The organism is Sphingomonas abaci (assembly GCF_014199625.1).
In the GTDB taxonomy this organism is placed as follows: Bacteria; Pseudomonadota; Alphaproteobacteria; order Sphingomonadales; family Sphingomonadaceae; genus Sphingomonas; species Sphingomonas abaci.
Window position 1 is genome coordinate 281,497 of record NZ_JACHNY010000005.1, and the last position, 13,726, is coordinate 295,222.

At 68.0% G+C, this 13,726-nt stretch carries 6 protein-coding genes; 4 read left to right on the forward strand and 2 right to left on the reverse strand.

Going from position 1 to position 13,726, the window contains the following annotated elements; translation table 11 throughout:
- Nucleotides 1–4 precede the first annotated feature (4 nt).
- Nucleotides 5–1,129 carry a hypothetical protein gene (locus tag GGQ96_RS13565; protein ID WP_184115610.1) on the reverse strand — a complete coding sequence of 375 codons (1,125 nt, stop codon included), beginning with the start codon at nucleotides 1,127–1,129 and terminating at the stop codon, nucleotides 5–7.
- A gap of 320 nt (nucleotides 1,130–1,449) precedes the next feature.
- Between GGQ96_RS13565 and rpoB the strand changes: the two genes are divergently transcribed.
- The 4 genes from rpoB to GGQ96_RS13585 all read left to right on the forward strand — a co-directional run bounded on the left by rpoB (nucleotide 1,450) and on the right by GGQ96_RS13585 (nucleotide 13,207).
- Nucleotides 1,450–5,628, forward strand: a complete 4,179-nt coding sequence (rpoB, locus tag GGQ96_RS13570; RefSeq protein WP_184115612.1) for a DNA-directed RNA polymerase subunit beta — start codon at nucleotides 1,450–1,452, stop codon at nucleotides 5,626–5,628.
- Between the two features lie 75 nt (nucleotides 5,629–5,703).
- A complete protein-coding gene (gene rpoC, locus GGQ96_RS13575; protein WP_184115614.1) occupies nucleotides 5,704–9,990 on the forward strand; it encodes a DNA-directed RNA polymerase subunit beta' in 4,287 nt (1,428 codons plus the stop codon).
- A 181-nt stretch (nucleotides 9,991–10,171) separates the two neighbouring features.
- Nucleotides 10,172–10,807 carry an NUDIX hydrolase gene (locus GGQ96_RS13580; RefSeq protein ID WP_184115616.1) on the forward strand — a complete coding sequence of 212 codons (636 nt, stop codon included), beginning with the start codon at nucleotides 10,172–10,174 and terminating at the stop codon, nucleotides 10,805–10,807.
- A 66-nt stretch (nucleotides 10,808–10,873) separates the two neighbouring features.
- Entirely contained in the window at nucleotides 10,874–13,207 is a 2,334-nt protein-coding gene (locus GGQ96_RS13585) for a TonB-dependent receptor (protein ID WP_184115618.1), read from the forward strand.
- On the opposite strand, the gene GGQ96_RS13590 is transcribed toward GGQ96_RS13585, so the two are convergent.
- Entirely contained in the window at nucleotides 13,184–13,702 is a 519-nt protein-coding gene (locus GGQ96_RS13590) for a DUF3833 family protein (RefSeq protein WP_184115620.1), read from the reverse strand. The two genes, GGQ96_RS13585 and GGQ96_RS13590, sit on opposite strands and share 24 nt — an antisense overlap.
- Between the last annotated feature and the right edge of the window lie 24 nt (nucleotides 13,703–13,726).

Genomic DNA, 13,726 nt, shown 5'->3' on the forward strand with positions numbered 1-13,726 from the left:
GCGATCAGCCAAGCACCTGATTGCCGTTGGCCCCGCGCACCATAGGCATTCCATGCGGGCGGGCGGCGATCTGGTCATAGCTGCGCGCGGGCTGGTCGAGCCAGATCGGCGCGAGCTTGGCCGAGTCGACCCGCTCCACGCCGACGGCGAAGGCCTGGATCAGATGGTGCTCCCCGCGTGCATCCCGCCAACCGACCCGGACCGCGACGAGCGGCACGAACAGCGGTCGCCCCGCCGCCTCCAATCCGCCGGTGGCCTCGCGGGCGAGCACGCCGATCCCGCGCACCGTGCGCGCACCGCCGGGCGGAAGCGCGAAGGCGGGCACGACCGTACGGCCGATGGCGGCGTCGTGCAGCGCGGCGATCGCCTGCCCCTCGCTCTTCGAGGCCGCCATCAGGTGGAGGCTGACCCGGACATCCTCGATCCCCAACTCGCTCGCCAGGCCGATCTCGCCTTCGAACGTGGCGGTCAGCATGTTGAGGCCGATCCGCAGGGGACGCAGGGTGACGGACGGCGGCACCGGCGCGGCCGGCAAGGGCGCGGGTTCCGCCGGCCGAGCCGCATTCGGCGCGTCCTCGCCTGCGTCGAGCACCCCGTCCTCCCGTCCGTCCGCCGCCCCCACCGGCCGGCGGCGGCGCAGGACCAGCCATCCGCCGGCGACCAGGGCGAGCAGGGGAAGGATCGGCCACCAGGCCACGCTTTCTCCCCCAGCCGCGGTGACCGGCAAAGCGGTGGGAACCGCGGTCGGCGGCACCGGAGACGGTGTCGACGCCGTCACCGAGGGCGACGGCGCCGTGGCCGTCGCCCGGGCGACCGGCGTGGCGGCGGGTGACGGCTGGGTCGCCGGGCGGCCCGCCGGCGTCGGTGTCGGTGATGGCCCGGCGACCGGCGTCGCGCGCGGCGTGGCACGCGGGGTTGGCGACGGCCGCGCTGGCGAAGGCACAATCGCCGCCGACGCGGATGGCGTCGCCGCCGGGGTCGGGATTTCGGCTGGAGTCGGGGTCGGCGAAGGGGCGGATGGCAGCACCAGCGGCGCGGTGATCGGATCCTCGCGGGCCGGTGGAACCTGCTGCGCGACGACCGGGGTGGCGAGCGGAAGAAGAGCAAGGGCGGTAGCACGGATACGCATCGCCCAGCCGGTCCAGCCTTTCCGCCGCCACGCAAGCTATGCTGCGACGAAGCGCGCCGCGCCGGCGACCGGCCGCCGCCCCCGGCCCAGCCCCCCGCCCCCGCCCGATCGCCCCCCCTTTGACAACGCCCGACGCGGCGCCTATATCGGCATCCTCACCACAGCTTTCCGGGATAGGACATGCCGTCGCGCAGCGTGTCGTTACGAATAGGAGACTGCTGGTTCTTGGACGCTGAAGCCGACGCATCACCATGCGATCGGCTTTTTTCCGTCCAAGGCAACCGCGCCCGCATTTCTGGCTGACGAGGCACGAACGAGACATGGCAACCAAGGCGATCGACGGCGGCTCCGCCCGGCGCGAGCACAAGGGCGGCACCGCCAAGCGGCGCATCCGCAAGGTTTTCGGCAACATCCATGAAGTGGTGCAGATGCCGAACCTGATCGAGGTGCAGCGCGAGAGCTACGAGCAGTTCCTGCGCTCGGACAAGGCCACCGGCCACGTCTCGGGCCTGGAGAAGACGCTGCGCAGCGTGTTCCCGATCCAGGACTTCGCCGGCACCGCCTATCTCGATTTCGACGATTATGTCCTCGAGCCGCCGAAGTTCGACGTTGAGGAATGCCGCCAGCGGGGCATCACCTATGCCGCGCCGATGCGCGTCACGCTGCGCCTGACCGCGTTCGAGGTCGATCCCGACACCGAGGCCAAGTCGGTCATCGATATCAAGGAGCAGGACGTCTACATGGGCGACATGCCCCTGATGACGGAGAACGGCACCTTCTTCATCAACGGCACCGAGCGCGTCATCGTCAGCCAGATGCACCGCAGCCCGGGCGTGCTGTTCGACCATGACCGGGGCAAGACCCATGCCTCGGGCAAGTACCTGTTCGCCGCGCGCGTCATCCCCTATCGGGGCTCGTGGCTCGACTTCGAGTTCGACGCCAAGGACATCGTCAACGTGCGTATCGACCGCAAGCGCAAGCTGCCGGTCACGGCGCTGCTCTATGCGCTGGGGATGAACTCGGAAGAGATCCTCAACTATTTCTACAACCGCCTCACCTTCGTGCGCGGCGACGGCGGCTGGAAGATCCCCTTCCAGGTCGAGAACTGGCGCGGCGCCAAGCCGATGTTCGACATCGTCGATGCGAACTCGGGCGAGGTGGTGTTCGCCGCCGGCCAGAAGATCAGCCCTCGCGCCGCGAACAAGGCGGCCAAGGACGGTCTGTCCGAGCTGCTGATCCCGACCGAGGAGATCTTCGGCCGCTATTCCGCCTATGACCTCATCAACGAGACCACGGGTGAGATCTACGTCGAGGCCGGCGACGAAATCTCCGCCGAGAATCTCGAAAAGCTGGACCAGGCGGGCGTCGACACGATCGAGCTGCTCGACATCGACCATGTCGCCACCGGTCCCTGGATCCGCAATACACTGAAGGCCGACAAGGCCGAGGAGCGCGAGCAGGCGCTGTCCGACATCTATCGCGTGATGCGCCCCGGCGAGCCGCCGACGCTGGAGACGGCCGAGGCGCTGTTCGCCGGCCTGTTCTTCGATCCCGACCGCTACGATCTGTCGGCCGTGGGTCGCGTGAAGCTGAACATGCGCCTCGACCTCGACTGCCCGGACACGGTGACGACGCTGCGTACCGAGGACATCCTGGCGGTGGTCAAGACGCTGGTCGACCTGAAGGACGGCAAGGGCGAGATCGACGACATCGACAATCTCGGCAACCGCCGCGTGCGGTCGGTGGGCGAGCTGCTGGAGAACCAGTACCGGGTTGGCCTGCTGCGCATGGAGCGTGCGGTCAAGGAGCGCATGTCATCGGTCGACGTGTCGACGGTAATGCCGAACGACCTGATCAACGCCAAGCCGGCGGTCGCCGCGGTGCGCGAGTTCTTCGGTTCGTCGCAGCTGTCGCAGTTCATGGACCAGACCAACCCGCTCTCCGAAGTGACGCACAAGCGTCGCGTGTCGGCGCTCGGGCCGGGCGGCCTGACGCGCGAGCGCGCGGGCTTCGAAGTTCGCGACGTTCACCCGACCCATTATGGCCGCATCTGCCCGATCGAGACGCCGGAAGGCCCGAACATCGGTCTGATCAACTCGCTGGCCTCGTTCAGCCGGGTGAACAAGTACGGCTTCATCGAGACGCCGTACCGCAAGATCATCGACGGCAAGGTGACCAACGAGGTCGTCTACCTGTCGGCGATGGAAGAGGCCAAGCACACGATCGCTCAGGCGTCGGCGGCGCTGACCGAGGAAGGCGCGTTCGCCGAGGATCTGGTGTCGGCCCGTCAGGGCGGCGAGTTCCTGATGGCGCTGCCCGACCAGATCACGCTGATGGACGTGTCGCCGAAGCAGCTTGTGTCGGTCGCGGCCTCGCTCATCCCCTTCCTGGAGAATGACGACGCCAACCGCGCGCTGATGGGCTCGAACATGCAGCGCCAGGCGGTGCCGCTGGTCCGCGCCGAAGCGCCGTTCGTCGGCACCGGCATGGAAGAGACGGTGGCGCGCGATTCGGGCGCGGCGATCTCGGCCAAGCGCGCCGGCATTGTCGACCAGGTCGATGCGTCGCGCATCGTCGTCCGCGCGACCGGCGAGGTCGATGCCGGCAAGTCGGGCGTCGACATCTACACGCTGATGAAGTTCCAGCGCTCGAACCAGTCGACCTGCATCAACCAGCGTCCGCTGGTGAAGGTGGGCGACGTGGTCAACGCCGGTGACGTGATCGCCGACGGCCCGTCGACCGAGTTCGGCGAGTTGGCGCTGGGCCGCAACGCGCTGGTCGCGTTCATGCCCTGGAACGGCTACAACTATGAGGACTCGATCCTCATCAGCGAGCGGATCGTGAAGGACGACGTGTTCACGTCGATCCATATCGACGAGTTCGAGGTGATGGCCCGCGACACCAAGCTGGGGCCGGAGGACATCACCCGCGACATCCCCAACGTCGGCGAGGAAGCGCTGCGCAACCTCGACGAGGCGGGCATCGTCTATGTCGGTGCCGAGGTGGAGCCGGGCGACATCCTGGTCGGCAAGATCACGCCGAAGGGCGAAAGCCCGATGACGCCGGAAGAGAAGCTGCTCCGCGCCATCTTCGGCGAGAAAGCGTCCGACGTGCGCGACACGTCGCTGCGTCTGCCGCCGGGCGTGGCCGGCACGATCGTCGACGTCCGCGTCTTCAATCGTCACGGCATCGACAAGGACGAGCGCGCGATGGCGATCGAGCGCGAGGAGATCGAGCGCCTGAAGAAGGACTCGGACGACGAGCGTACCATCCTCAACCGGGCGACCTGGAGCCGCCTGCGCGAGATGCTGCTCGACCAGGTCGCGACCGCCGTGCCGAAGGGCCTGAAGAAGGGCTCGGTCATCGACATGGACATGCTGGACAGCGTCGACCGTCATGAGTGGTGGAAGTTCGCGGTGCAGGACGACGCGCGCCAGAGCGACCTGGAAGCGGTCAAGCAGCAGTATGACGAAGCCGCCAAGCTGATCACCGACAAGTTCCACGACCGTCGCGAGAAGCTGGAGCGGGGCGACGAGCTGCCGCCGGGCGTGCTCAAGATGGTCAAGGTCTTCGTCGCGGTGAAGCGCAAGCTGCAGCCGGGCGACAAGATGGCCGGCCGTCACGGCAACAAGGGCGTCATCAGCCGCATCCTGCCGCAGGAGGACATGCCGTTCCTCGCCGACGGGACGCCAGTCGATCTGGTACTGAACCCGCTGGGCGTGCCGTCGCGCATGAACGTCGGTCAGATTTTCGAGACGCATCTCGGCTGGGCGGCCCGCAACCTGGGTATGCAGGTCGCGGCGCAGCTCGAGGAGTGGCGCGAAGCCAATCCGGACGCCAAGGCGGGCGAGATGCCCGACGCCGTCAAGGGTCGCCTGCTCGAAGTGTATGGCGAGCATTATGCCGACGACATCGCGTCGCGCGAGCCCGAGGAGCTGGCCGAGCTGGTCCAGAACGTCCGTACCGGCGTGCCGATGGGCACCCCCGTGTTCGACGGCGCGGTCGAGAAGGACGTCACCGACATGCTGGCGCTGGCGGGTCTCGACCAGTCGGGCCAGTCGGAGCTGTTCGACGGGCGCACCGGCGACAAGTTCGATCGCAAGGTCACGGTGGGCATCATCTACATGCTGAAGCTGCACCACCTGGTCGACGACAAGATCCACGCACGGTCGATCGGGCCGTACTCGCTCGTCACCCAGCAGCCGCTGGGCGGCAAGGCGCAGTTCGGCGGCCAGCGCTTCGGCGAGATGGAGGTCTGGGCGCTCCAGGCCTACGGCGCGGCCTACACGCTGCAGGAGATGCTGACCGTGAAGTCGGACGACGTGGTCGGCCGCACCAAGGTCTACGAGGCGATCGTCAAGGGCGACGACACGTTCGAGGCCGGCATCCCCGAAAGCTTCAACGTGCTGGTCAAGGAAATGCGCTCGCTCGGCCTCAACGTCGACCTCAAGTCGATGGAAGACGCGCAGGACGACGGGCTGGCCGAGGCGGCGGAATAAGGATCGTGGGCGCTGCCGCCTTGGCAGCGCCCCGCCCTCCCCGCCCGGAAAGCTACCCCTAGAGGGACTGAAATCATGAACGAACTGACCAATTTCGCCAATCCGCTCGCGAAGCCGGAAACCTTCGACCAGATCCAGATCGGTATCGCGTCGCCCGACAAGATCCGTTCCTGGTCGTTCGGCGAGATCAAGAAGCCGGAGACGATCAACTACCGCACGTTCAAGCCCGAGCGTGACGGCCTGTTCTGCGCGCGCATCTTTGGCCCGATCAAGGACTATGAGTGCTTGTGCGGCAAGTACAAGCGCATGAAGTACAAGGGCATCGTCTGCGAGAAGTGCGGTGTCGAAGTCACGGTGTCGAAGGTCCGCCGCGAGCGGATGGGCCATATCGAGCTCGCCGCGCCGGTCGCGCACATCTGGTTCCTGAAGTCGCTGCCGAGCCGCATCGGCCTGCTGCTCGACATGCAGTTGAAGCAGCTCGAGCGCGTGCTCTACTTCGAAGCCTATATCGTCATCGAGCCGGGCCTGACGCCGCTGGAGAAATACTCGCTCCTCACCGAGGACGAGCTGCTCGATGCGCAGGACCAGTATGGCGAGGACGCCTTCTCGGCCGGCATCGGCGCCGAGGCCGTCCGCATCATGCTCGAGAACCTCGACCTGGAGGGCGAGAAGCGTGACCTGCTGGAAGAGCTGGCGACGACCAAGTCCGAGCTGAAGCCCAAGAAGATCATCAAGCGCCTGAAGGTCGTCGAGTCCTTCCTGGAGTCGGGCAACCGTCCGGAGTGGATGATCCTCGAGGTCGTGCCGGTCATCCCGCCCGAGCTGCGCCCGCTGGTGCCGCTGGACGGCGGCCGCTTCGCGACGTCGGACCTGAACGACCTGTACCGCCGCGTCATCAACCGCAACAACCGCCTGAAGCGGTTGATGGAGCTGCGCGCGCCGGACATCATCGTCCGCAACGAGAAGCGCATGTTGCAGGAGGCGGTCGACGCGCTGTTCGACAACGGCCGTCGCGGCCGCACGATCACCGGCGCCAACAAGCGTCCGCTGAAGTCGCTGTCCGACATGCTGAAGGGCAAGCAGGGTCGCTTCCGCCAGAACCTGCTCGGCAAGCGCGTCGACTATTCGGGCCGTTCGGTCATCGTGACCGGTCCGGAGCTGAAGCTGCACCAGTGCGGCCTGCCCAAGAAGATGGCGCTCGAGCTGTTCAAGCCGTTCATCTACGCGCGCCTCGACGCCAAGGGTCTGTCGATGACCCTGAAGCAGGCGAAGAAGTGGGTCGAGAAGGAGCGCAAGGAAGTCTGGGACATCCTGGACGAGGTGATCCGCGAGCATCCGGTCATGCTGAACCGCGCGCCGACGCTTCACCGTCTGGGCATCCAGGCGTTCGAGCCGGTGCTGATCGAGGGCAAGGCGATCCAGCTCCACCCGCTGGTCTGCTCCGCGTTCAACGCCGACTTCGACGGCGACCAGATGGCCGTGCACGTCCCGCTGTCGCTGGAAGCGCAGCTGGAAGCGCGCGTCCTGATGATGTCGACCAACAACATCCTGTCACCCGCCAACGGCAAGCCGATCATCGTGCCGTCGCAGGACATGGTGCTCGGCCTCTATTATCTGTCGATGATGAAGGAAGGCGAGCCCGGCGAAGGCATGATGCTCGCCGACATGGAGGAAGTGCACCAGGCGCTGTTCGCCGGCGCGGTGACGCTGCACACCAAGGTCGTCAGCCGCGTTCCGCAGACCGACGAGCAGGGTAACCAGTACCTCAAGCGCTACGAGACGACGCCGGGTCGCATGCTGCTCGGCGAGTGCCTGCCCAAGAGCCACAAGGTGCCGTTCGACACCGTCAACCGCCTGCTGACCAAGAAGGACGTGGGCGACGTGATCGACGAGGTCTATCGTCACACCGGCCAGAAGGAGACGGTGCTGTTCGCCGACGCGATCATGGCGCTGGGCTTCCGCCACGCGTTCCGCGCCGGCATCTCGTTCGGCAAGGACGACATGATCATCGCGCCCGACAAGGACGCGCTGGTCGACGAGACGCGCGAGCAGGTGAAGGACTTCGAGCAGCAGTATCAGGACGGCCTGATCACGCAGCAGGAGAAGTACAACAAGGTGATCGACGCCTGGAGCCGCTGCGGCGACCAGGTCGCCAACTCGATGATGAACGAGATCAAGGCGGTGCGCCGACACGAGGACGGCCCGCTGGCCGGCCGCGAGAAGGACATCAACTCGATCTACATGATGGCGCACTCCGGCGCCCGTGGTTCGCAGGCGCAGATCAAGCAGCTCGCGGGTATGCGCGGCCTGATGGCCAAGCCGTCGGGCGAGATCATCGAGACGCCGATCATCTCGAACTTCAAGGAAGGCCTGACCGTCCTTGAATATTTCAACTCGACCCACGGCGCCCGCAAGGGCCTGGCGGACACGGCGCTCAAGACGGCGAACTCGGGCTACCTGACCCGCCGCCTGGTCGATGTGTCGCAGGATTGCGTCATCATCGAGGAGGATTGCGGCACCGAGCGTGCGCTCGAGATGAAGGCGATCGTCCAGGGCGGCTCGACCATCGCGTCGCTCGGCGAGCGCATCCTGGGCCGCACCACGGCCGAGGACGTGGTCGATCCGAAGACCGGTGCGGTCGTCATCCCGACGGGCACGCTGCTCGACGAGGCGATGATCGTGCAGATCGAGAAGATCGGCATCCAGGGCATGAAGATCCGCTCGCCGTTGGTCTGCGAGAGCAAGATCGGCGTCTGCGGCAAGTGCTATGGCCGCGACCTGGCGCGCGGTACGCCGGTGAACATCGGCGAAGCGGTGGGCGTCATCGCGGCGCAGTCGATCGGTGAGCCGGGCACGCAGCTGACGATGCGCACCTTCCACATCGGTGGCGCGGCGCAGCTCAACGAGCAGTCGAACCTGGAGGCGCCGGTCGACGGCACCGCCCAGTTCCGCGACTTGCGCCTGATCACCGACCAGCGTGGCCGCCGCGTGACGCTGAGCCGCTCGGGCGAGATCGCGATCGTCGACATGGACGGCCGCGAGCTGTCGACGCACCGGATCCCTTACGGCGCCTATGTGCTGTTCGACGACGGTCACATGCTGACCAAGGGCGATCGCATGGCCGAATGGGATCCGTTCACCATGCCGGTGATCACCGAGAATTCGGGCGTCGTGAAGTATCAGGACCTGATCGAAGGCAAGACGCTGACCGAGCAGACCGACGAAGCGACAGGCATCGCCCAGCGCGTCGTCATCGAGTACCGCACCTCCACCAAGTCGAAGGAGGATCTGCGTCCCCGCCTGACTCTGACGGGCGCGGACGAGAGCGAGGCGGCCCGCTACATGCTGGCGCCGGGCGCGGTGCTGTCGGTCGAGGACAATGCCCAGGTCCAGGCCGGCGACGTGCTTGCCCGTGTCAGCCGCGAGTCCGCCAAGACCCGCGACATCACCGGCGGTCTGCCGCGCGTCGCCGAGCTGTTCGAGGCACGCATCCCCAAGGAAGCGGCGATCATCGCCAAGGTTTCCGGCCGGGTCGTGTTCGGCAAGGACTATAAGGCGAAGCGCAAGATCGGCATCCAGCCCGAGGATGGCGGCGAGGTCGTCGAGTATCTGGTGCCCAAGTCGAAGGTGATCGACGTCCAGGAAGGCGATTACGTCAAGCGCGGCGACAACCTGATTGGGGGTTCGCCGAACCCGCACGACATTCTGGAGACGCTCGGGATCGAGCCGCTGGCCGAGTACCTGGTGGCGGAAATCCAGGAAGTGTATCGTCTCCAGGGCGTGAAGATCAACGACAAGCACATCGAGACGATCGTTCGTCAGATGCTGCAGAAGGTCGAGATCACCGATGGTGGCGACACCACGCTGCTGAAGGGCGAGCAGGTCGATCGCGAGGAGATGGACGCGACCAACGACAAGCTGGAGCCGGGCCAGGCGCGGGCGCAGGGCAAGCCGGTCCTGCTCGGCATCACCAAGGCGAGCTTGCAGACCCGCAGCTTCATCTCGGCGGCGTCGTTCCAGGAGACCACCCGCGTCCTCACCGAGGCGGCGGTCCAGGGCAAGCAGGACACGCTGATGGGCCTGAAGGAGAATGTCATCGTCGGCCGCCTGATCCCGGCGGGTACCGGTGCGGGCATGAACCGCCTGCGCGTGGCGGCGTCGAGCCGCGACGCGGCGCTCCGGGCGCAGCAGCGCGCGCTATCGGCGGCGATCGTCGCGCCGGTCTCGGCCGCGGAGCTTCGCGCCGCTGAGGAGAAGCGCAGCCGTCGCGACGACACCGGCACGGGTCCCGACCCGCTCGCCGAGGTCGTGCCCTCTGGCAGCGGCACCGACGCGGATGCCGGCGAGTATCTGAACGACTGATCCTGATCCGGGATCGGGAACGGAATGGGGCGTCTCCTGCGAAGGAGGCGCCCTTTTTCTTGGCCCCATCTCCACCCCTTTCCCCACTTTTGCCGGTCCGCACCACTGGACCGACCACCCCTTGCCCACCCGCACCCGACGCGGCAGGAGGCGGCCATCTTCCATGGCAGGAGCGACAGGCATGTCCGGCACCGAACCCCAATGGCTGGCCTGGGCGCGCGAGATCCAGGCGACGGCGCAGACCGGCCTCACCTTCACCCGCGACCCCTATGATCGTGAGCGCTACGAGGCGCTGCGCCACCTCGCGGCGCGGATCATGGCGACGGGCAGCGATACGCCCGTCGACGCGATCGCCGCGCTGTTCGACGGCGAGACGGGTTATGCCACGCCCAAGCTCGACGTGCGCGGCGCGGTATTCGATGCGGACGGCCGGCTGCTGCTGGTGCGCGAGACCGCCGATCATGGCCGATGGACGCTGCCCGGTGGCTGGGCGGACGTGAACCTGACCCCGGCCGAAAATGTCGTGAAGGAAGTGTACGAGGAAAGCGGCTACCGGGTCCGGACGCGCAAGCTGGTCGCCCTGTGGGACCGGACGCGGCAGGGTCACGGCCCTGCCGTCTTCTCCTGCGCCAAGGCCTTCTTCCTCTGCGACCTGCTGGGCGGCGCGGCGACGCCATCGATCGAGACGTCCGAAATCGGTTGGTTCGAAGAGAACGCGCTGCCGGACGATCTGTCGACGGGTCGGGTTCTGCCGGCACAATTGCGCCTGATGTTCGCCCACCACCGCGACCCTGCGCTGCCGACCGCCTTCGACTGAGCCCATGGCTGGCCCGACGCCCCGCGCGCGGCTATGCAACCCGGCGAAAGGGCGACGACCGGGGATATGCGCAGGCGCGGGGTGACATGGGGGGCACGCGCCGGCCTGGCGATCATGGCCGCTTGTGCCGCGCCCGCCAGCGCGCAGACCGTCGCGATCGACATCCCCGCCGCGCCTTTGTCCGCCGCGATCAAGGTGCTGGCGGAACAATCCGGCGCGGCGATCGGCGCGCCGGGGTCGCTGGCCATGGTGCGGGTCCGGCCCGTGCGGGGGACGCTGTCGGTCGCGGCGGCGCTGCGCCACATGTTGCACGGCACCGGCCTGCGCGCCAAACCGGCCGGACCGGGTGCCTGGCGGATCGAAGCCGGTCGCAAAGCGCCGCCGGTGACGGTCGACCAGTCGATCGATCCTCCGCCCGGTCCCGATATCATCGTCACCGCCACCAAGCAGTCGGAACCCGTCAGCCGCGCCGCGCTGGCGCTGTCGGTGGCCGATACCCGCACCCTGGCGGCGATCGGCGACGCGCCCGATGCGGGCGGCGTCGCGACGATCCTGAACGGCCTGTCGAGCACCAATCTGGGCTCGGGGCGCGACCGGTTGTTCCTGCGCGGCATCGGCGATAGCCCGTTCGACGGCTTCGGCCAGTCGAGCGTCAGCGTTCAGCTGGACGAGGCGCGTCTGACCTATGACGCGCCGGACCCGGACCTGCGGCTGATCGACATGGCGCAGGTCGAATTGCTGAAGGGACCACAGGGACCACTCTACGGCACCGGCGCGCTGGGCGGCGTCTATCGACTGGTGCCCGAAAAGCCGGCGCTGGACCAGATAGACGGCGCGATCCGCCTCGGGATCGGCAGCACCGCGCATGGCGGGATGCAGGGTGCCGCGGACGTGATGGCCAATGTTCCCGTCCTCTCCGACCGGCTGGCGGTGCGGCTGGTCGCCTATCGCGTCGGGCAGTCGGGCTGGATCGACGAGGTCGGGCGCGGGCCCAACGTCAATCGCGGCGAAAGCAGCGGCGGTCGCATCGCGATCCGGGCGCGGCCGGCCGGCGACTGGACGGTCGACCTGGTCGGCGTCGCCCAGGGGTCGCGCATCGCCGACAGCCAATATGTGGAGCGGCGTGGGCAATTGTCGCGTGGTCTCCGCCTGCCCGAGCCGCAGGACACCAATATCCGCATCGCCAGCCTGACCGCCACCGGCCCGCTCGCCGGGTTCAAGGTCACAGGCGTGGTCAGCACCGCGCGCCAGGAACTGGACGTGCGCTACGACGCCTCGGCGCGCGCCACGCTGCTCGGCGGCACCGCACCGGCCACCTATCGCGACGATCGCCGCTACGAGGTGACCAACGCCGAACTGCGCGCCGCGCGAACCGATGGACCGGTCGACTGGCTGGCCGGCGCCTCGCTGCTGGTCGCCGATACCGACGCGGCGGGCGACCTGATCGCGCCGGGCGCGGACACGCTGCGCATCCTGCGCTTCCGCCGCAGCGTCATCGAGGCGGCCCTGTTCGGCGAGGCGACCTACCGGATCAGCCACGACCTGCGCGGCACGCTGGGCGTGCGGCTGTTCCGCTCGGCGGTGGCCGATGAACGGCGCGAAGTGGCGAGCGACGCCGCCGCCGATCGCGCATCACTGCGCGCCAGCCCCAGCGCGGCGCTGGCCTGGCAGGCCAACGACCGGCTGCTGCTCTTCGCGCGCATTGCCTCCGCCCTCCGGCCCGGCGGCATCCAGGCGGCGGTGCGGCCGACCGATCAGCCGACCCGGTACCGGGCCGATACGTTGCGCGCGATCGATCTGGGCCTGCGCTGGCAGCATCCCGCCACCGGGCTGTCGCTCGACCTGGGACTGTTCACCACGCGCTGGTCGAACGTGCAGGCGGACTTCCTGCGCAGCGATGGGCTGGTGATCACGCGCAATGCCGGTTTCGCCAACAATACCGGCATCGACACGACCCTGGGCTGGCGGCCGGACCGGCGCTGGACGATCGCCACCGGCCTGCTGCTCCAGCGTGCGCGGATCGGCTCGGGCGTGGTGACGGTGGAGAATCCGGACCGCCGACTGCCGGTCGTGCCCGATGTCAGCGCGCATGGCGAGGTCGCCTATGGCTTCGACCAGGGCGACTGGGCGATCGAGCTGGGCGCGCGCGCCAGCTTCGTCGGCAATGCACGGCTGAGCTTCGACCCCGGCCTCGACCGTCAAAGCCAGGCGGTGACGCTGACCGCCGCCAGCCTCACCGCGACGCGTGGGCACTGGACGCTCCGGCTGGGAATCGACAATCTCTTCGATACGCGCGCCAACAGCTTCGCCTTCGGCAATCCCTTCTCGATCGCGCTCGGCGAGCAGATCACGCCGGTGCGCCCGCGCACCAGTGCGCTATCGGTCCGCCGCCGGTTCTGACCGCGGGGCTACGCGGCGGATCACCTCGTCCAGCACCGCTACGGTCAGCCCGAATTTCCGCACCACCATGCGGTTGTGCGCCACTTGCCCGCCGGGTTCGAGGAACAGCCACTGCTCCGTATCGAGCCCGCCCCGCGCGCGGAACCGCAGATGCAGCCGGTTGCCCTCCACGTCGCCGGTGACCGGACCCTCGGCATCGGTCAGGCTGCCGGTATAGTGCCCCGGCCCGTCAGGCCGGATGCGCCAGCGCCGCGCACGCACCGCTGCGTCGCCCTGACGGATGCGCTGGTCGAGACGCAGCACGCCGTCCGGCCCGATCCGTCCGACGCTGTCGACGATCACCTGCTGCGGGGGCCGGAACAGGATCTTCAGCCGCGCCTCGCCATGGCTGACGCCCGCGAAGAAGCGTGCGGGCTCGAACGGCGGGGCGGGCGCGGCGAACCGCTCCGTCCCGCCCAGTCCCGCACATCCGCCGAGCAGCAGGGCGGCCGTCACGCACCATCGCATCATCATCCGGCG

What these genes read in the sequence shown, in the direction of transcription:
- GGQ96_RS13565 (WP_184115610.1), bottom strand. Translation starts at nt 1,129, where the DNA reads ATGCGTATCCGTGCTACCGCCCTTGCTCTTCTTCCGCTCGCCACCCCG.
- rpoC (WP_184115614.1), top strand. Translation starts at nt 5,704, where the DNA reads ATGAACGAACTGACCAATTTCGCCAATCCGCTCGCGAAGCCGGAAACC.
- rpoB (WP_184115612.1), top strand. Translation starts at nt 1,450, where the DNA reads ATGGCAACCAAGGCGATCGACGGCGGCTCCGCCCGGCGCGAGCACAAG.
- GGQ96_RS13580 (WP_184115616.1), top strand. Translation starts at nt 10,172, where the DNA reads ATGTCCGGCACCGAACCCCAATGGCTGGCCTGGGCGCGCGAGATCCAG.
- GGQ96_RS13585 (WP_184115618.1), top strand. Translation starts at nt 10,874, where the DNA reads ATGCGCAGGCGCGGGGTGACATGGGGGGCACGCGCCGGCCTGGCGATC.